At 39.8% G+C, this 20,457-nt stretch carries 16 protein-coding genes; 3 read left to right on the top strand and 13 right to left on the bottom strand.

The window, feature by feature from the left end; all coding sequences use genetic code 11:
* Positions 1–45 precede the first annotated feature (45 nt).
* On the top strand, positions 46–2,388 hold the full coding sequence (locus FW768_RS09580; RefSeq protein WP_153394871.1) for an outer membrane beta-barrel family protein: 2,343 nt from the start codon (positions 46–48) through the stop codon (positions 2,386–2,388).
* 429 nt (positions 2,389–2,817) lie between these two features.
* Here the strand turns inward: FW768_RS09580 and FW768_RS09575 are convergent, their stop codons facing one another.
* Positions 2,818–3,273 (bottom strand): hypothetical protein, encoded by a 456-nt coding sequence (locus tag FW768_RS09575; protein ID WP_153394869.1) that lies wholly within the window; start codon positions 3,271–3,273, stop codon positions 2,818–2,820.
* Between the two features lie 164 nt (positions 3,274–3,437).
* On the opposite strand from FW768_RS09575, the gene FW768_RS09570 reads away from it, so the two are divergent.
* A complete protein-coding gene (locus FW768_RS09570) occupies positions 3,438–4,547 on the top strand; it encodes an Mrp/NBP35 family ATP-binding protein (RefSeq protein ID WP_153394867.1) in 1,110 nt (369 codons plus the stop codon).
* Between the two features lie 42 nt (positions 4,548–4,589).
* A complete protein-coding gene (locus FW768_RS09565; protein WP_002977212.1) occupies positions 4,590–4,838 on the top strand; it encodes a NifU family protein in 249 nt (82 codons plus the stop codon).
* Positions 4,839–4,962: 124 nt separating this feature from the next.
* Here the strand turns inward: FW768_RS09565 and FW768_RS09560 are convergent, their stop codons facing one another.
* The 12 genes from FW768_RS09560 to ppk1 form a co-directional block, all read right to left on the bottom strand.
* Positions 4,963–5,397 carry a hypothetical protein gene (locus tag FW768_RS09560; RefSeq protein WP_153394865.1) on the bottom strand — a complete coding sequence of 145 codons (435 nt, stop codon included), beginning with the start codon at positions 5,395–5,397 and terminating at the stop codon, positions 4,963–4,965.
* A gap of 8 nt (positions 5,398–5,405) precedes the next feature.
* On the bottom strand, positions 5,406–6,491 hold the full coding sequence (locus FW768_RS09555; RefSeq protein WP_153394863.1) for an efflux RND transporter periplasmic adaptor subunit: 1,086 nt from the start codon (positions 6,489–6,491) through the stop codon (positions 5,406–5,408).
* 11 nt (positions 6,492–6,502) lie between these two features.
* Positions 6,503–9,655: an efflux RND transporter permease subunit gene (locus FW768_RS09550; RefSeq protein ID WP_153394861.1), complete on the bottom strand. Its 3,153-nt coding sequence runs from the start codon at positions 9,653–9,655 to the stop codon at positions 6,503–6,505.
* A 13-nt stretch (positions 9,656–9,668) separates the two neighbouring features.
* Complete coding sequence (locus FW768_RS09545) at positions 9,669–11,054, bottom strand: TolC family protein (protein ID WP_153394859.1); 1,386 nt, start codon at positions 11,052–11,054, stop codon at positions 9,669–9,671.
* Positions 11,055–11,126: 72 nt separating this feature from the next.
* Positions 11,127–11,534, bottom strand: coding sequence for an HYC_CC_PP family protein (locus FW768_RS09540; protein ID WP_153394857.1), 408 nt, complete (start codon positions 11,532–11,534; stop codon positions 11,127–11,129).
* Between the two features lie 147 nt (positions 11,535–11,681).
* The gene (locus FW768_RS09535; protein ID WP_231128665.1) at positions 11,682–12,065 is read right to left on the bottom strand and encodes a DUF3060 domain-containing protein; all 384 of its coding nucleotides are present in this window, start codon (positions 12,063–12,065) and stop codon (positions 11,682–11,684) included.
* Between the two features lie 90 nt (positions 12,066–12,155).
* Entirely contained in the window at positions 12,156–12,983 is an 828-nt protein-coding gene (locus tag FW768_RS09530) for an SIR2 family NAD-dependent protein deacylase (protein ID WP_153394853.1), read from the bottom strand.
* A gap of 171 nt (positions 12,984–13,154) precedes the next feature.
* Positions 13,155–16,193: a choice-of-anchor I family protein gene (locus tag FW768_RS09525; RefSeq protein WP_153394851.1), complete on the bottom strand. Its 3,039-nt coding sequence runs from the start codon at positions 16,191–16,193 to the stop codon at positions 13,155–13,157.
* Positions 16,194–16,330: 137 nt separating this feature from the next.
* On the bottom strand, positions 16,331–16,483 hold the full coding sequence (locus tag FW768_RS09520; RefSeq protein ID WP_153394849.1) for a hypothetical protein: 153 nt from the start codon (positions 16,481–16,483) through the stop codon (positions 16,331–16,333).
* Positions 16,480–17,133 (bottom strand): NAD-dependent epimerase/dehydratase family protein, encoded by a 654-nt coding sequence (locus tag FW768_RS09515; protein ID WP_153394847.1) that lies wholly within the window; start codon positions 17,131–17,133, stop codon positions 16,480–16,482. Before FW768_RS09515 ends, FW768_RS09520 begins: the two co-directional genes overlap by 4 nt.
* Positions 17,134–17,434: 301 nt before the next feature.
* Complete coding sequence (locus tag FW768_RS09510; protein ID WP_153394845.1) at positions 17,435–18,319, bottom strand: Ppx/GppA phosphatase family protein; 885 nt, start codon at positions 18,317–18,319, stop codon at positions 17,435–17,437.
* Positions 18,316–20,388: a polyphosphate kinase 1 gene (gene ppk1, locus FW768_RS09505; RefSeq protein ID WP_153394843.1), complete on the bottom strand. Its 2,073-nt coding sequence runs from the start codon at positions 20,386–20,388 to the stop codon at positions 18,316–18,318. Before ppk1 ends, FW768_RS09510 begins: the two co-directional genes overlap by 4 nt.
* Between the last annotated feature and the right edge of the window lie 69 nt (positions 20,389–20,457).

The following is a 20,457-nucleotide window of genomic DNA, read 5'->3' as shown; positions in this document are numbered from 1 at the left end:
AGGAAGAGTAAGACTGTCTTACTAAAAATTACTACTATAGAATATATGAAAAAAATATTACTTTCGGCACTCATTCTTTTGCCGGTTTTTGCTTTCTCGCAGCAGATTACAGGAAAAATTACCCAGACAGGAAATACCGTTTCATATATTGAGATCATTGCTTCAAAAGGAGAACAGAAGCAAACCGCTATTTCAGATGAAAAAGGAAATTTTAAACTGAAGCTTCCCGAAAATGGAAATTATACGATCAGGCTTATACAGGATGGAGCAGAAATGTTATCATCTGATATTACGGTAAATGGTGATATGAAGAAGGACTTTTCTATTGATAAAAAGCAGGAAAAGCAGATTGAAGGAGTTACCCTCACCGCCAGAAAAAAAATGATCGAAAGAAAAGCGGACCGTCTGATCTTTAACGTATCAAATTCTGTGGCTTCACAGGGAATGGATGGTGCCGAAGCTTTGGCAACAACTCCTTTACTGAAGGTGGATGACAACTCAGGGATTTCGATTGTAGGAAAAAGTGGAGTAGCCGTGATGGTTAATGAACGAATGCTGAACCTTTCCGGAAGCGAACTGGTAACTTATCTTAAAAGCCTGAGATCTGAGAATATTGAAAAAATTGAGGTGATCACAACGCCTCCTGCTAAATATGAAGCACAGGGAAACAGCGGACTGATTAATATTGTTCTGAAGAAAAATCAGAATCTGGGCTGGAATGGAAGCCTTACTACAAGCCTTCAGCAGCAGACCTATACCGGAACTTCCAACAGTGCAACCCTTAATTATCAGAATGAAAAGCTTCGTTCATCACTAAAATTAAGACAATCCAAATATGAAAAACATTCCTTTGAAAATTACAGAATGGAAGGAGTGGAAGGGGTGAAAAGTTCCGATGACAGAAGAGATTTTGGAGATGGGTTGGGGGCGAATCTGAGCCTGGATTATCAGCTTAATACAAAGTCTAACATCGGGCTTATCTATGATTATGGAGTTGGGCATTCCAATATGGATATTGATAACCGTTCAGACTATTTTCAGAATGGAAATCATACTAACACTCTGACGACCTACGCGGAGCATCGTTCTAAAGGCAAGCAACAGACAGTAAGCGCTTATTATGATCTTAAATTCGGAAAACAGGATAATAAGCTGAGTTTCACAGGAAATTATTTTTCCAATATTCCGGAAAGTACAATAGATTTCATTACTACGGAAAGTTCAGGACAAAGTTTTGTTGTGAGAACACCTTCTACCGTGGATTATAAAATTTATTCAGGGCAGGCCGATCTTACGTTACCCTATAAGTTCGCTAAGACAGAAGCCGGAGTAAAGTTCACCAATTTTGATAACAATTCTGATATTGCCTATCTGGATCTGCTCAACGGGAACTATGTTGAAGATCCTGTAAAAAGTAATGTATTTGAATATAATGAAAAAAATTATGCTGCTTACCTCAGCTTTGAAAAAGAGTTCAGCGAAAAATGGTCTGCTAAAGCGGGGCTTCGTTATGAATATTCCACGATCAACGGGAATTCTTTGACCTCCGGACAACAGACTGAAAATTCTTACGGAAAGTTCTTTCCTACGGCGTATGTAACATATAAAAGCAACGAAAATAATACCTTTAGCCTGAATTATTCTAAAAGGATCAACAGACCGGGATTCCGTGCCATCAATCCTTATCGCTGGTATATTAATGTGAATTCTTATTTTACAGGCAACCCGCTTCTGAAACCGTCCGTGAATCACAACTTTGAGCTTTCATACGTTTATAAAGGGAAACTGTCTGCATCAGCTTATTATCAGAGAACGATAGATGCATTCGACCAGTTAGCTAATCTTCAGGGTGAAAACAGGATAAGCACTTTTGCTAATTTTTACAACCAGAACAGCATGGGAGTTTCTCTAAATTATTCTGATACCTTCTTTAAATTCTGGGAAGCCAATTATTCTGTAGATCTGTCTTATATGAATACAGAGGTTTATGCTACAGATGCTGCCTCCCGTAAAGGAACCAGTTATGATTTTAATGTTCAGAACAACCTGTCGCTTAATAAAAGTAAAACAATACAGCTTATTTTCAATTACTGGTTCCGCCTGCCTTCCAATTCCGGAAATGTATACATGGATTTTGCCGGGAATTTCACTTCAGGGCTTAAGCTGAGTCTTATGGAAAGAAGTCTGCAGATGAATTTGTTTGTTTCAGATATTTTTAAACAGTCAAGAAGCAGGGGAGAAATTTATTATACAACAGGAACTCATTATTACAATAATTATTATGATGCAAGAAGACTTACTTTATCAGTAACTTATACTTTCGGAAACAAGAAGGTAAAAGGAGCGGATCGTAATGTGAAGTTTGATGAGAAATACAGGGCGAATTAAAATGGATAGATTTTGGCTAAAGCCGAATGAATGTTTATTTATGAGGTTGTGTGGGGTGGACTAAAGTCTACCTCTATTGAATAAATTCTACGGGCTACATTGAACGGTTTTTAGTTGAAATTTTTGCTGGTATTTTTTGTCTCGCAGATTGTGCAGATTTATTTTCATTCCAATAAAAATCGGATATTTTCAGAAACTTAGGTGAACTTCTATGCGTAAAGTCTTTAACTTAAAAAATCACTAAAGTGTAAAATCTTTTGTGGTAAAAAAAGTTTCCCACAGATCCCTCAGATAGCACAGGCTTTTTTATTGTAAATATGGAATTTAACTGGCTGAAAATCTTTGATTTTCTCGTGCCTTAATACACATCGCAATATTCAAGAAAGCCTTGCGACTTTGCGTTTTCCAACATGAGGCAACTTTATGAATTTATACTTCTCCTTCAAAAAAATCATTCAAATAATCCTGTTTACTGTTTTCATTCCTGTCTGTTCCTAAAAAACTTTTCCATGCCCGGGATTCATGGTATACGATACCCATTTCCCAGACACAGTAGGTAGGGAGATGGGTTTTATTGCGGTCCCAGATCTCAAATTTTCCGGATCCGTCATAATAAACGCTTTCCCAGAGTTCGTTTTCACTTCTCCATGTACAGACGAGCAGAAGATAGTTTTGGCCGCATCGATGCATAATGACAAATCCCAGATCGTCGGTAGTCTGAAAATTTTCACCCGCCTTTTCAATGCATATCCGTGCATTTTGGAGGTCCTGTTGAGAGATGTCTGTCGGATTAGTGGCCAGATCATACCATTTAAAACGGGTGCTCCCAACTGTAAAAAGATCTTTTGGGGCAGCATATTTGGAAGGATAAGATGGTGAAGACATAGATTGTGATTTTGTAATGATGAGGTTTTCTGTTTTCAGGATGAAGTTAACGAAATGGAGTGGAATAATATGATACTTATCTTATTTATCACATTGGGTTATAGATTTTATTGATTCTAAATTATCGAAAAAATGCGTAAATTTGTGAACAATTTATATTTAGTATGTTGACGAAAGAAAAGGTTCAAGATTTCCTTAAAGAGATAGAAGTAGACGATTTGGTGAATAACCTTCAGATCATGGGTAACGATGTTTACATTGATATGACGGCTCATTCACCTGCGATGCACGAAAAGAAAAAGCTGGAAGCAGCCATGAAACAGGCTTTTGCCAGTGAATTTGGAGAAGAGGTTCATTTAAAACTTAAAATTGTTTCTCCGGAGCCGAGTGAGATCCAGCAAAGTCAGATCAAAGGCAAGCAGATCCCGGGAATTCAGAATATTATTGCTATTGCTTCCGGAAAAGGAGGAGTAGGAAAATCTACGGTTTCAGCTAATATGGCAGTTACTTTGGCCAAAATGGGCTTTAAAGTAGGACTATTGGATGCTGATATTTACGGTCCGTCCGTTCCGACGATGTTTGACACTGAAGGTGAAAAACCGATTTCTGTAGAAGTCAATGGAAAGAATCTGATGAAACCTGTAGAAAACTACGGAGTAAAGATGCTTTCTATCGGATATTTCTCAGGAGCAAACCAGGCCGTGGTATGGAGAGGCCCGATGGCTTCCAAGGCCCTCAATCAGATGATCAGAGATGCTGCATGGGGAGAACTTGACTTCTTACTGATTGACCTTCCTCCGGGAACAGGAGATATTCACCTTTCCATTATTCAGGAAGTACCGGTAACGGGAGCTGTAATCGTAAGTACACCTCAGCATGTAGCCCTTGCAGACGTAAGAAAAGGAATTGCGATGTTCCAGATGGAAAGTATTAACATTCCGGTGCTTGGATTAATCGAAAATATGGCGTATTTTACGCCGGAAGAACTTCCTGACAATAAATATTATATCTTTGGAAACCAGGGAGCACAATATCTGGCAGAAGATCTTGGAATTCCGGTATTAGGAGAGATTCCTTTGATCCAGAGCATCAGAGAAGCTGGAGATGTAGGAAGACCCGCAGCCCTTCAGGAAGGTTCTAAAATTGCTGATATCTACACAGATACAGCAAGAAAAATGGTAGAAAGCTTAGTGGAAAGAAATAAAAGTCTTCCTCCTACAGAAGCGGTGAAAATCACCACAATGGCAGGATGCTCGCCGAAAGCAAAAAAATAATTATTTTCAGGACACCTGAAAAACCGAATTGAATCAAAAAATATGGAAACAAACATAACACACGAAGATACAGTAACAAGAGTAATGGAAGCTCTGGAAAGCATCAGGCCGTTTTTGAATAAAGACGGAGGTGATATTGAGCTTATTGACGTGAAGGATAATCAGGTTTTTGTAAAGCTTTTGGGTAACTGTTCCGGATGTTCACTGAATTTTTCAACCCTGAAATTAGGCGTGGAAAATACCATCAAACAACATGCTCCGGAAATTGAAAAAGTAATCAATGTAGAGTAAAAATCATATCTGATATATTGCTAAGACAGGCTTTTTAAAAGTCTGTCTTTTTTATTGAGCTGTATAATAAGGAGGTTCCGGGCGTCGCAGACGCCCGGAACCGAAAAATAATCAGAAAAGATAACTATGAATGCTGTTCTAAAAACTTCTGATAATTGTCTTCACTCTCAAAATAAGCTACCTCACCTTCATCACTAACCATTACGATGTAAGCATTGGCTTTATCCACTGTTTTTCCACTATAAGGATCTATGGCTTCTCTTACGCTTTTATCCTTCGGAATACGTTCTACACACATTTCGCAGCAGCCGTAATAGATTTTTCCGTCATGGGGAACTTCAATCTGCTTTTTACCCATATAAGCATTGTTCACCATACAGACTGTCTCATTGGGAACCTGACTTCCTTTTACATACTTTCCGGAAGCAGCAGGTTGGGCTTTCTGAACTCTTTCAGGCTGGCTCTCTTGAACCTTGTTTTGAGATTTTTCATTGGTGCAGGCGTATAGAACAGCCGTGCTGAAAAAAATAATGCATGTGCTTCTTAATACTGTTTTCATTTTTGATCTTATTTAATGGATATTCCTTCTACAATTTCTTCGCTTCCTTTTTTAATGATTTTATCCCCTTCCGACAGTTCGCCGAAAACCTCAACGGTATCATTCAGAACTCTTCCTTTCTTTACAGGAATGAATTTGGCCTTTCCGTTTTCATTTTTAATCACATAAACCCCCATATTACTTTCTACCACGGCAGATCTTGGGATAAAAAATGTAGCCTCCTTATTTTGTAAAGGAATCAATGATTCAGCGATCATAAACGGTTTCAGCTCCTTGGAATGATTGATAAAGTCTGCCTCAATTTTCTCTGAACGAAGCTTAAGATCTAAAGAACCTGACTTTCGGGAGATCCTGGCTTTAAAGTTTTTTTCAGGAATAGCATTCACCCTGAATGAAATGGTATCGCCCACATTCAGATAAGGAACATTGGCTTCCGATACTGAAAGACTTAATCGCAATTTAGAGGTATTCTGTATCACCATCAGCGGAGTTCCGCCCATAGGCCCTACATAAGCTCCAAGATCCACATTTCTCTCGGTAATGACCCCGCTGAAAGGGGCACGGATCACCAGATACCGGTTAATATCCTGAATTTCATGATAAGCCGATCTTGCTGCGTTCAGCTGGGCTTCATCTGAAAGTTTTCGGGCAGTGATCTGATCAAGGGCATCTTTGGCGATAGCTCCCTTGGTTTCATTGGCTCTGAACATTCTGTCGTAGCTTGACCTTGTGGCAGCATAAATCGCTTCCTGTGCCTGCCATTTTGCTTTGGCACTGGCGGCCTGAGATTGTATTTCAGGAGCTTCAAGAACCATAAGAACCTGCCCGGCATTCACATATGTTCCGATATCAGCATTGATCTTCTTTACATAGCTCTGTACTTTTGCAAATAAGGCAGTTTCCTGATCAGGAACCAGTTCTCCTGCAAGCTTCAGTTCCACTTTGGGATTAGTTTTTTTGATTTCTACTGTTTCCAGGTTCTGCATCATCATCGGCTTCATTTCTTCAGTTTTAGTCATTGCTTTCTCTTCTTTACAGGAAACAGAGACACTACTTAAACTTAGGGTGATGGCTATATATAAAATGTTTTTCATTGATGTAAAAATTAAGATTGGGAATTAGAATAATAGATACTTTCTTCATCTTCAGGATCCAGTGAAGGTGAAACAGTTCCGGCGTTCTGCTGCATCCATCCGAAAACAAGCGGAAGGATTATCAATACCGAAAAAGTAGAGAAAATAAGCCCTCCGATCACGGCTCTGCCGAGTGGAGAAACCTGATCACCTCCTTCCCCGAAACCTATCGCCATCGGAAGCATTCCTGCAGCCATAGCCAGCGTGGTCATAATGATGGGGCGGATACGAAGTCTGGCAGCCTCAATAGCTGCTTCTAAGGCATTACCGGTAGATTTTCGGAGCGTTTCTGCATTGCTGATCAGTAAAACAGCATTGGCAATAGAAACCCCCACGGACATAATAAGCCCCATATACGACTGTAGATTCAGAGTAGATCCGGTGAGTTTAAGCAGCGCCAGAGATCCGGCAATCACAAATGGAACGGTTGTAAGGATCACCAGCGATACACGGAAAGACTGGAAAGTTGCCGCAAGCATCAGAAAAATAACAGCTGCAGCAATAAGCAGCCCGGAAGAAAGGCTGGACATGGTCTCATTCAATACAGGAACCATTCCTGAAACCTCAATATTGACTCCTTTCGGTAGCTCACCAAGTGATTCAATCGCTTTCTTGACATCTTTTGAAGCCTGTTCAAGGTCAGTTTTATGAATATTGGCACTAACAGTAGTATATCCCATCGTTCCCAGATTATAACTTTCCCCTAATTCTTTGGTTGAGGTAATGGAGGCAACGTCTCCTAAAACAGGTCTGTCTGAATTTTTAGTCAAAGGAAGATTAGCCAGTTCCTCTTTACTGTTGAGGATATTCTGAGGCGTCTGCACCTGTACGTCATAGGCAATGCCCATCATACCGCCAACCCAGAAATTCTTATTGGTGTATCGTGTCGATGCCGTGGCAGTAACCAGCGATTTGGCGATATCCTGTGCATCCAGTCCGAGTTGGGCAGCACGCGTTCTGTCGATATTGATCTGCAGAGCAGGGTAATTCATCGACTGCGGAATCTGCTGGTCACGCATATATTCAATCTTTTTCAGTTGAGCTAGAAGCTTATCGGCATACATTCTGTTCATCTTTTTCATCATTCCTGAAATCCTGATCTCAACCGGATTATTGGCTCCCTGGCTCAATATTTTTTCAGTCAGTTCAATAGGTTCAAAAGAAATCTGAAGATCCGGCATTTTTTCTTTGTAATAGCTGCGCAGTTCATCTTTAAGCTCATCAGAATTTCCGTTGAATTTCTTCAAAGCAACCTGCATTAAAGCTTCATGCGGACCTGCATTGTACAGGTAGATCGGGCTTACAGCAAAGGTTGATGGATGCTGTCCGATGAATACGGAAGAAATGGCAATATTATCTTTTCCTACTTTATTTTTCAGATGCTCCAGAAACTTCTTGACTTTAATTTCTGTAACTTCAATACGGGTTCCTTCAGCTGCTTTTATACGTACCTGAAACTGACGTGAATTGACCGACGGAAGCACATCTTTTCCTGTGATCTGGTAAAGCCCGGCTCCAATGGCTAAAATAATGACAAGGCTCAGGCTTACCACCATCTTTCTCCTTTTCATAAGAGAGGATAGAAACCCGGCAAAACGATCCCGGAAACGGGTAAACCAGTTCTCCTGATGATTTCCACAGGCCTTAGGATCATGTTTCATCATCCAGTTGGCCATTACCGGAACAAAGGTCTGGGATAAAATAAAAGAAACAATCATGGAGAAACCGATTGCCATGGCCAAAGGCATAAACAGCGATCCCGGAATACCGCTCATCATTAGAGCAGGAGCAAACACAGCGAGAATACAAAGCATAATCAGCAGTTTCGGAAATGCAATTTCCCGGCAGGCATCCCATACAGCCTGTGCTCTGCTTTTACCCATTGCGAAATGCTGGTGGATATTTTCAATGGTCACCGTACTTTCATCTACAAGAATTCCTATGGCGAGAGCAAGGCCGGATAAAGACATAATATTAATAGACTGCCCGAATAATTTTAAAAACAATACCCCTGAAATAATGGATATAGGAATTGTCATGATCACAATGAGGGCAGCCCGGCGGTCATTCAGAAAGAGCATGACCATAAGCCCGGTTAGTAAAGCTCCCAGAATACCTTCTACTGCTAAACTTTTCAAAGCACTTGAAATATAAACAGACTGGTCAAATTCGTAAGAGATCTTCACATCATCAGGCATATTCCGCTGGATCTTCGGAAGTGATTCTTTCAGTTTGTTGACAACTTCCAGGGTTGATGCATTACTGGCTTTTGCGATATTGATGTATACAGAACGTTTTCCGTCGATCAGAGCATAGCCTGTTGCAATATCGGCCCCGTCTTTTACAGTGGCAACATCACGGATATATACATTGTCTGCTGTTCCTTTAAAAAGGGGAATATCTCCCAGTTCCTCCACTTTTTTTACCGTGTTGTTGGTGGGAGTCAGATAATTGGTATCTCCAATGTATACATTCCCGGAAGGAGAGGTAATATTATTCCGGCTAATGGCTTCCACAACCTGTTCCGGAGATAAATTGTGAGCACGAAGCCTGTATGGATCTACATTTACTTCTATAGTTCTCGGGCTTCCTCCAAAAGGAGGGGCAGTAGTCAATCCTGGAATAGCAATCAGAAAAGGACGAGCGTTGAAATTGGCAATATCCTGAAGTTCATTATTGGTTTTGGTAGTGCTCCGGAAAACCAGCTGTCCTACCGGTTGTGAAGAAGAATCAAAACGGATGATAAATGGCGGTGGCGCTCCGGGCGGAAGAAATACCTGTGAACGGGTAGACAGCGCATTAATCTGTGCAATGGCTTCCCCCATATTGGTTCCTTCATAGAAATTGACTTTCATGAGGGTTAATCCCTGGGTATTTTTAGATTCTATACTTTTAATGCCGTTGGTAAATAACAGCATGTTCACATACATTTTCGTGAAATAACCTTCCATCTGCTGCGGAGTATAACCGTTGAAGGAGTGGGCAACATATACAACCGGCAGGTTCATTTCCGGAAGAATGTCTACTTTGACATCTTTGGCTGCTTTAATTCCGAAGAACAGCAGACCCAGTACCAATACCATAACAGATATCGGTCTGCGTAAGGCAAACTTTATAAGATTCATGTCTGATTTTTTGTTAGTGGGTAATTGCTTTTGTAATGACTGAAATATCACCTGCCGAAGCTGCGATAAGCACAACAGCCTGCCATGAATTGTTCTGTGCAATCTCAAAATTGATTTCGGCACGGTTCAGAATATACAAGGCTTGGGTGAAGTCTACAATGGTGGTTAAACCGTTTTCATATAAAGCTTTCTGCTGGCGGAAGGCATCTGAAGCGGCTTCCATCTGTACTTTAGCCTCTGTAACTTTTGCCAGTGCGTTGCTGTATTTTGTTTCGGCGAGACGCTGCTGGCTGGTCAGTTCCTGTTTCAGAAGCTGATGGTCATAATCCAGGGCTTTGGTCATCAGTTTCTGTTCATTAACCCTTGATGTATTTCTGTAAAAATCAGTAAGATTCCAGCTTAGGTTGAATCCGACAATATAATTCATCCGGTCAACTCCTGCGCCTTTTAAATAGGACGAAGAAAAAGCGGTGTTATCCTGAACATAGTTGGAACCGAAACCGGAACCACGTCCCTGAAATGTTCCGAAAAGCGAAAGCGACGGCAGCCCCATCGTATTCAAATGGGCTTCTTGGTGTCGGCTTTTATTGATCTTCTGATCGATGAATAAAATACTTGGGTGATCCTGCAGCGAGTAAGAATTTTCTTTTATGGAAGGAATATTTTTACTGAAATAATGATCCAGCTGATAATCGGTGAAATCTTCGGCCAAAAGATCGGCCAGTTTTTTATTGTACTCCAGAACATGATCATTGGCATTGATAATGGAAGTCTGGGCACTTGACATTTCTGCTTTTGCCAGGGAAGCATCCACTTCAGGAATCAGACCACTGCCCGCCCTTGCTTTTGCAATGGTATAAATGACTTCCGATCGTTTATGGTTTTCATGCTGTACGTTTTCGAGTCGCTGACTGACCAGAAGGTTAAAGTAGGCCGCAGCTGTTTTAATCTGATGCTGAAAAATTTCCTGCTGAAGGTCTGATTTTTGAACCTCAACATCAGCAATTTCCAGCTGTTCTTTTGTTTTGAGTTTCCCGAAAGTATAAACGTTCCAGTTGATATTGGCCAGATACAGGCTTCCGAATGCAGAATTCCAGTTCTGATCTGCCAAAGGCATTGAAGTTGATGCAATTCCCGGCCCTCCTGAATTATGCATAGGTCCGTTCAAAGCATTGATGGTTCCGAAACTTTGCTGAGCCATCAGAGTGACTTCCGGTAAATAATAGGTTTTTTGAAGTTTAAGCCTTTCGTTGGAAGCCTGAATATGCACTTCTTTTTTCTGAATAGACTGGTAATTTTTTTCAGCCCTGTGCAGGATTTCCTCTAAGCTCGTCTGCTGAGCAAAGGTAATAACAGGGCAGCCCAGCCACAGGATGAGTGCTCTAAATGATAAATTCATAAGATAGATTTAGAATGAATATTGAAAAATAGTTTCCCGGTAAGGGGATGATACCATATGATTCAATCTATTCTAAATTCTGTAAACGCAGTGAAGGATGAAAAGGGAAGGGTAGTTGAGATGGTATTTTGAAGGATCAAAATAAAAAGTGTGGTTTTCCGGATCAAGAGCAGAAACATTATCAAATACAGTTCCTAAATTATAATACGGAATGGAATCTGATAAAAACTTTACAGGAGCATTTTTATAAGAATGGGGAAGGTTATCTTCTTTACAGATTTTTTTTACCTCCAGTTTACAGCATCCGGTGTGATTTTTTTCTTTATTGGCACTACATTTCGGACAGTCCAGATCAGAAAGGTTTTTCAGTCCTACATGTATTTCACTGGAATTTCCTTTGCAGACATGCTTGCTTGTAGTAAATCCTGAAGACACCACAATATAAAGGAGAAGAAATAGTATGTGAAAAACTCTTTTCATTTCGCGGGATAAAATTAGCCTGAATATCATCCGCGGTGTTATAGAATTATGGAAGAAGTTTATACTTATCAGGAAAAGAACACGTTATAGCTCCTTTAAATAATAAAGGCTCAGATGATCAGTCCAAGCCTTGTTTTTAATTATATTTTATTGTTTTACTACCTTATTTCCTACGCCTGTAAGAGAGGCATCCGGTTTTCCTGATTTTGTTCCTGAAGTTTTATAATAAACGGTATTATTGCCTCCTTCCAGGGCTACTTTATCTACCCTGTCAATGTATACAGTGTTTCCTGTTCCGGAAACGGAGATCTTTCTGGCACTTCCTTTCACCGTTACCGTATTGTCAGCTCCTTCCACTTCTACTGTTCCGTCCTTAAGGGTATAGTTGAGTTTATGTCCGACACCTTCTACCTGGATCTTTTTATCATTGTCTGACTGTTCCATGCCTTTTGAAGATTCTGTTTTTCTGGACTGTGAAAAAGCGGTTCCTGTTCCTATCAGCAAAAAAGCCAGAACACTTAATGTTTTCATATTTTTCATTTTCATTTTGAATTTGGTATGGGTAAATATAAGCATTAAATTATTGGGCCTGTGTCAAGGAAAAGTTAAATTTTATACAGCTTACAGGTTAATATTTTTAAGGATTTCTTTGATAACTTTTAAAACATCGGTTGATTTTTCCCTGATGATTACTGCGTTTTTCTTATTCCGGATCAATTCAGTGAAATTATTGTCTTCGGTATTAATGTCTACAATAAAGGCTCCGTATTTCAAAGCTGTTTCAGCGATGGCTATCGGAAGGTTGGTGGCCCCGGAAGTTCCTACGATAAAAAGAATGGCACTATTTTTTGCTTTTTTCAGAGCACTGAATCTTTTGTTGGTCTTTTCATCATAATATTCATCAAACCACAGGATATTGGGGCGCATCCAGTGACCGCAATCCGGGCAGGTCAGCAGTTCTTTATCCCTTTCCGTAAGGTCTTCATCAATATCTTTACCTTTAATTTCTTCAGGAAGATTCACAATTGTTTTACATCCGTTGGAACATTTAATTTCCCTGTTGTTTCCATGAATCTCATAAATTCTCTGGCTTCCGGCACGGCGGTGAAGATTGTCAATATTCTGGGTAATCAGGTGAAATCTATCCTGAAGCATATTTTCTATGGCAGCAAGTTCGAAATGACTCTCATTGGGCTCCACATTTTCAAACATCTTTTTTCTGAACAGGGAATACTGCAATACTTCTTCCGGATGTTGTCTGAAATATCTCAATGTCCCAAATTCTTCTGGCTTATGAAAACGGGTTCCCTTCACCCAGATTCCGTCTGATCCGCGGTAGGTAGGAATTCCGCTGTCTGAAGAAATGCCCGCACCGGTCAGGAAGGTGAAAAGATTACGTCTCTCTTTATGATAAGACTGATGAATAATATGCTCTAACTGTTCTTTCATGGAAATGATAAAAGCCTAAAACTAATGAATTTAACAACAATAAAAAAATCCCGGACTATTCCGGGACTTTTACGGTATCTGGTGAACGGATATTTTACCTCAATCCGGATCAGGATAACGATCATAATTTCACAGGCTCAATTGCGACTTCCTTCTTCCAGCTTCCATTAATTACTTTACAATAACCCTTTTCACATGTCCCTCAGAAGTTTTTATCAGGTAAACTCCTGTAGAAAGGTTAGAGGTTTCTATGGTGAGAGCATTTTTTTCATTACCTATCATTTTTCCGGACATATCAAACAACTCGTAATCCTGTTTTCTGTTGAAATATAATGTATTTCCTTTATTCACAGGGTTCGGAAACACGTTGAACGTTGCTTTTTCCGTTTTAATTTCTCCGGTTCCTAAAGTAGGAGAGGTGGCTACCTCATACATGGACAGTGTTCCGCTGATTTCATTGGCAATGATGACATAACCTTTTCCGGTTGTAGTATTTTCAGGAGCAATATAGATAATCCCTTCAGGGCCGTTATCGCCTCCGTAAGCAGAAGTCAGACGGGAATGTTTATAATCTGTAAATACGGGACTGCCAGGGTTGGTGATATTATAGACCATCACTCCTCCGGTTCTTTCCAGCGTAATAAAAGCGTAAGTTTGCCCGTTGATCGTTCCTAATGCTACACCTTCCGGCTCGGGACCTTTGGCGCGGCTTCTGTTCTTGGCTCCGTTGGATTCATTATCCGCATTAAAAATCAATGGATGATTGACGGCAATATACCTTTCAAACTGGTCGCCACTATCATAAACCAGTTGTCTGGTATCTGTATTGAAAATGGAGAAAGAACGTGCCCCCAATGCGGCCATTTCTTCAAAATCTGAATCTCCGTCTGTATTTCCTGTTGCACTGGACACTCTGAGTCTTCCTAAATTATGAGAAGCTTTTAAAACCGATGCCTGCGGGAACAATATCGGATCCAGGGTGTAATTATTGGCTCCTACTGTTGTTCTTTCGCTATATCCGGAAAGATCTTTCTCATCTCCTTCATTGGCGGTTACAATATAATGGGTATTTCCAACTTTGTAATTCTGAATGGCATCAGGTGTGTAATAGGCTTTTACAGGCCAGTTGGCAATCAGGACTTCTCCGTTATTATCGGAAGCGTCAAAACCGTTGCCCGGAAGGCTCATATCTTTTTTACCCAGTCCCCAGATTCCTGTGATGGTTTTTGTGGTAAGATTAACCTCAGCCATGGCATTGTTTTCCTGAAGAGAAACCCAGGCTTTCTGGCTGTCGCTGCTTACCGTCACATATTCCGGTTCCAGATCCTGAGAAAGGGTGTTGTTGGTTCTTACTTTTCTGAGACCAGTGGCTGTTAAAGCTGAGGTTTGGGAATCAAAACTGTTAAAGTTAAGAGTGGTCACATTGCTCTGTGTAAGATTTCCGATACCTCCTGAAATATCAATGATGCTGATGGTTCCTTCCGGATCTATCGTATAAGCGTCATTAGGTTCACCTTCATTGGCTGTAATTACTTTTGTCCCATCGGGAGTGAAGGTAATCATATCCGGAAGTGCGCCTACCGTGACCTGTTTCAGGAAATTTCCATTAATATCGAAGAAAACAACAGAACCATTCTGCTGAGGATTGGTATTAGGAGAGGCGGCTGCAATAATTCCGTTTTTTACAGCGATGCTGGTGATACCTCCGTAGGGTGCCATATTCACTGTTCTGATTACGGAAGGGGTAGTTGGTGTACTGAAATCAAGAATGTCAAACACATCCGTAATAGAACTGATTGTAAATAATCTTTGTGTGGAAGGATCGTGGACAACAATTTCCGTAGAGCTGTTATTGTTTCCGGAAGGATCAAAGCTTCCGATATAGTTCAGCTGGATCTGTCCGGAAGGAACCGGAGCAGGTTTGTCATTATCTACAATATAAATCGTTGCAGAATTATCCCCTGAAATTGACGCACCGGAAGGATTTTCAAGGCTTACGACAAAGTATTCTGCCTGCTGTTCTTCCACGGTATCATCGATAATTGGGATATTGACGGTATAATTGGTCATTCCCGGTGTAATATTGATGGTCTGGCTGGCTAATGTAAAATCATTGCTGTCTGCCGTACTGAACGGAGCAGGCTTTACCACGAGGTTTACAGATGCTGCCGAAGGATTGTTTATATTGATTTTGAAAGCAAGATTTCCTGCATTTTCATTAACTTTTATAAAATTTTTATCCAAGGAAACGGAGGTTCCTGCTGTCGTAAACGTGCTGGCAGTAGTTGTTATAACAGCATTATCACTGAAATCTTCTACAGTATTGGGTTTAAGAGCCAGGTAGTAAGTCTGACCCGGTATAAGTCCGGATGAAGGGATAACGGTAATGATGTTATTGCTGAAAGCTGTTGTAAAGGGAACGAATGTACCTGAAGCACTTCCTAAACGGAATTCTATCAGATTTTGTGCATTAGAATCGTTGATTACGGAGTTATCTTTCAGTCTTACATTTTCGTTAAAAGATAGGGTAGGATTGACTGTTGTTGATGCATTATTGGTATTATTTGTGGGAAGATAAGTAACCGTTGGTGGAGTAGTATCAATACCTCCAACCGGGGATGCATCTACGGTGAAATTGTCAAAGCGGTTATTTCCTCCTGTTCCGCCTCCGGTGGCAGAGAACTCTACTTTTAATTTAAAGTTCGGATTATTGGAAACTCCTGAAATGGTAGAAAAATCAAAAGTAACCAGCTGCGGATTGGTATCCTGAGGATTAATATTCTGATACGGAATAAAAGTTGTCCCGTCTGTTGAATAGGACCAGATTTGTGTGCCAGCTCCCTGTCCGGATCTTCTGGTTGTAAATTTTACAATGATGTTATTGTATCCTGTTGTGGGAAGATTAAACTGTAATGCTCCTCCAATGGGATTGTTAAATCTCAGGTGGGTTCCTGAAGGATCTCCGTTTCTGGCATTCAGATTTTCTGTATTGAAATTTTGCCCTGTTCCGTTGGCAAAGTCTATCAGACTGGTTCCTCCGGTAATAGCAGCGAGGGATCCTCCTGTTAAAGAGGAAGATGGTGTTGTAATGGATGTTTCTGTAGTACTGTTATTAAAGTTCCAGTAATGAACAAGTGTCTGTCCTGAAAGTCCGCTCTGTAGGAAGAATGCGGCAATAACAGAACCTTTTAATAGGTAGTTGTTGATCATTTTTTACTTGCATTAGATGTATGCAAAAATGAACTTTATACGCTGCAGTTGTTTTAAGGGAACTTTAAGAAATGTTTAATAAATGGTTTCCTTAAATGCAAAAAATGAAATCATTATTTGTCTTCCCGGTTTTTGGTTTATTTTGTTTGCTTTCCTGAGAAATTAAAAGTTTTCTGTGTTGGTGTTTTGCCCTCCAAAGGGTGTTTCTGCATATAGAAGAATCCTGAAACTGCAGTCAGAACCAAGAGTACAAAAATAACCAGAACTATTCTTTTTAACATTTCTCTCATATAGCTAAATTTTTAATGTCCCTAATTTCCAAAGTTGATGTAGGATACCCTCTGTGTACGGCATTGATCATTGCTCTACCTACTTCGTGTAAAGTTAATGATTTTGACGGTAAAAAAATAGGAAAAAACCAAATAAAAGGCTTAAAAAACCATTTTATGTTAATTTGTCCCTGAACAGGCTTCATAAATCCGGGACGAAAGTTGAATTCATTCCTGAATCCTAGCTTTTTTAATGCATTTTCGGTTCTGCCTTTTACCCGTGCCCACATGATCTTTCCGCTTTCGGTCTGGTCGGTGCTGGCTCCTGAGACATAGTTGAAAACCATTTCAGGATTCTGGTTCAGCACAGCCTGAGCAAAATGAAGGGTGGTATCATACGTAATTTTGGTATATTCTTCTTCATTCATTCCTACACTGCTGATTCCGGCACAGAAAAAACAGGCGTCATAACCTCTCAGGGTTTCATCATGAAGATCGATAGCTAAAAAGTCTGGGATAATATATTCCTTAAGTTTTGCGTGCTTTTTGCCGGACGGTTTTCTGCTTACACTTAAAATTTCAGAAACATGAGGATTTTCAAGACATTCCATTAAAACACCTTCTCCTACCATTCCTGTAACACCTGTGATAATTATTTTGATTGGGTTCATTTCTAGCTGTTGATATTATGTTGACGTTTTACAATCTGTTTTTACTTTAAAGAATATCAAAAATTATACTCTTTTAAATATGTTTCACTGAATATGATTGTTTTGTAGCATAAAAAATATTAAAAAGGAAGCGCTGCTATGGATGCGCGAATTTTTAGTATTAATTTTCCCGCAGATCTCACAAATTTCACTGATGATTGTGTATTTTTTCTTTCACAGATTGGCAGATTTTTTTACTGATAACAAAAATAAAAACCAGCCGAAACAAGACTGGTTTTCAATATAATGGTATGGGTGAAAATTATTTTTTATCGTGCAGCTGACTGTAGATATTGTGAATAAGTCCGTCTGCTACTGAAATTTTAGGAACAAAAATCCTGCTGATATCTGCCCATGACATTACATTATTGAAGATTCTTAATGCATGAACGAGAACATCTGCCCGGTCTTCTCTGAGGTTGTACTTGGTCATTCTTTCTTCTACAGAAAGTTCATTAAGCTCTTTGTAGGTTTTTTTAAGATGAGAAAGAGACATTGGCTTACCGTCTTTGGTTTTACTCATGGAGAAAACTTTATTGATGTTTCCTCCCGAACCGATGGCTACAATGGGCTTTTTACTGGTAATATTTTCTTTGATTGCTTCTTTCATTTCCGTCCAGTTATCAGCAGTAACCAGATTGTTGAGAAGGCGGATTGTTCCTATATTGAAGGATCTTTCATAGATCATTTTACCGTTTTCATAAAAAGTGAGCTCTGTAGAACCTCCTCCAACATCAATGTAAAGATAGGCGAATTCTTTGTCAAGCCCTTCTGCTACATGATTTTCGTAGATCAGGGTGGCTTCTTCGTCTCCGGAAATGATTTCTATATTGATGCCTGAAGTTTCTTTCACCTGCTTGATAATTTCGTTGCCGTTGGAGGCATCGCGCATGGCGCTGGTAGCACAGGCTCTGTAATGGTCTACTTTATAGATTTTCATCAGGTCGCTGAAAATCTTCATAGAATCGATGACCATTTTTTCTCTTTCACTTCCTATTTTTCCTAAAGTGAAAACATCCATTCCCAGCCTTAGAGGGATTCTCAGGAGGTTTAATTTTATAAATTCAGGTTTTTTATTGTTGATCTTTACTTCATTGATCAAAAGTCTTGCGGCGTTACTTCCTATGTCTATCGCGGCGATCTTCATTTTTTGCTTGTTTTAGCTTTTAAATATTTATAGGTTTCTATTTGAGAACGGCATTCTTTCTTATCATTCCTTACATACTCGTTGCTCAATTTTTTGTCTAAAATACGAGCTTTTACGTTATCTCTCAACTGAATGTCCAGAATATCTTTTAATTCCTTCTTCAGACCTTTGTCTGTGATCTTTGCAGCGGCTTCTATCCTGTAGTCGAGGTTTCTGGTCATCCAGTCGGCAGAGGAGATGTATATATCTTCCATTCCTTTATTATAGAAATACATGACTCTGGCGTGTTCAAGATATTCGTCTACGATGCTGATCGCTTTTATTTTTTCTTTAAAATCTTTTTGATTAACAGCACAATAGATTCCTCTTACGATCATTCTAACCACAACACCTGCTTTTGCGGCATCGTAGAGTTTTTCAATTAAAAAACGGTCGCTAACCGAGTTGGCTTTAACGATAATTTCGGTACGTCTTCCGGCTTTGGCTTCTTCAATCTCTTTGTCTATATGATGAATGATTTTTTCCCTCATAAATTGAGGACAGACCAATAAACTTTTGCAGGTTTTCAGGACAGGAAGATAATCTTCTTTTGGTTTTTTCAGAACATTGAAAACTTTGTTGATATCTGCCATGATACCACGGTCGGAGGTCAATAATAAATGATCACCATAAATCCTTGCTGTTTTTTCGTTGAAGTTTCCGGTGCTTATAAAGCCATACTGGATGGTTTTGTTGTGGGCTCTTTTCTTGATGACACAAAGCTTGGCATGTACTTTTTTATTCGGAAGACCTACCAGAACGGTTATTCCTTCCGGTTCCAGCATGCTTTTCCATTCCAGATTAGATTCTTCATCGAACCTTGCCTGTAGTTCCAGCATTACCGTTACTTCTTTGCCGTTTCTTGCTGCGTAGATCAGCGCATTGATGATTTTGGAGCTGCTGGCCATACGGTAAGCGGTAATTTGTATGGATTTTACGTCTGGGTCCATGGCAGCTTCACGGAGGAGATCAATTACCGGGTTGTATTTATGGTAAGGAAAGGAAAGAAGTACATCTTGTTTTAAAATGACGTCTGTCACCCTTTCGCCATGTTCAAAGGCCTGATGGGTAAATGAAGTTCTTTCTTCCGGTTTTTCATACTTTTCAAAGACATCAGGAAAATCCATAAAATGTTTGAAATTGTGAATTTTTCCCCCCGGAATAATGCTGTCTTTTTTGGAAAGGCTCAGTTTTCTGATCAGAAGTTCAAGCAGAGCTTTATCCATATCTTTATCAAAGACAAAACGGGTAGGCTTTCCTTTTCTTCTGTTTTTCAGTCCTTTTTCTATTTTTTCTGCAAAATTGGTGCGGATGTCATTATCCAGATCCAGTTCGGCATCTTTTGTCACTTTAAAAGCGTTGGCAGAAAATTCATCATACCCGAAATAGGAGAAAATATGCGGAAGGTTGAAGGTAATCACATCTTCAAGCAGCATGACATTTTTTTCTTCCGGATCTTCTGTAGGTAACAGCACAAATCGTCCTACAAATCGGGAAGGAATCTCAATAATAGCATAATTACTGGAATACTGCCAGTCTTTTTTTCTCATGGCAACCCCCAGATAGAGACTTTTATCTCTTAAATAGGGCATAGGTGTATTTTCATGAAGAAGAATCGGGATCACATTGGATTCCACAACTTCATCAAAGTAGGTTCTGACGAATTCTTTTTGTTTAGCTGTCAGGTTTTTGGCGTTTTTGATATATACTTTATGTTCAGCCATTTCAGACTGGATATTTTTCCAGGTTTTGTCAAAATTCTGCTGCTGGCTGATGACAATGTCATTGATCCGCTGTAAAATTTTGGACGGCGGTTGGTAAAATGATTCGGCAATCACTTTTTCCTTGAAATCCATGGCCCGCTTTAATCCGGCAACACGCACTCTGAAGAATTCATCCAGGTTGTTGGAAAAGATTCCGAGGAAACGTATTCTTAAATGTAAAGGGACCTTTTCGTCCATGGCTTCCTGTAAAACCCTTTCATTAAAGGCAAGCCATGTAATATCTCGTGGATTAAAGTGTACTGACATTCTGAATGTGTATATTTTATCAAAAATAATAAATCGTTAAGTTTCAATCCCTATGGATTAGATTAAACT

It is taken from the genome of Chryseobacterium vaccae, from assembly GCF_009602705.1.
Taxonomy (GTDB): Bacteria; Bacteroidota; Bacteroidia; order Flavobacteriales; family Weeksellaceae; genus Chryseobacterium; species Chryseobacterium vaccae.
This window is presented reverse-complemented; position numbering and strand designations above follow the sequence as displayed.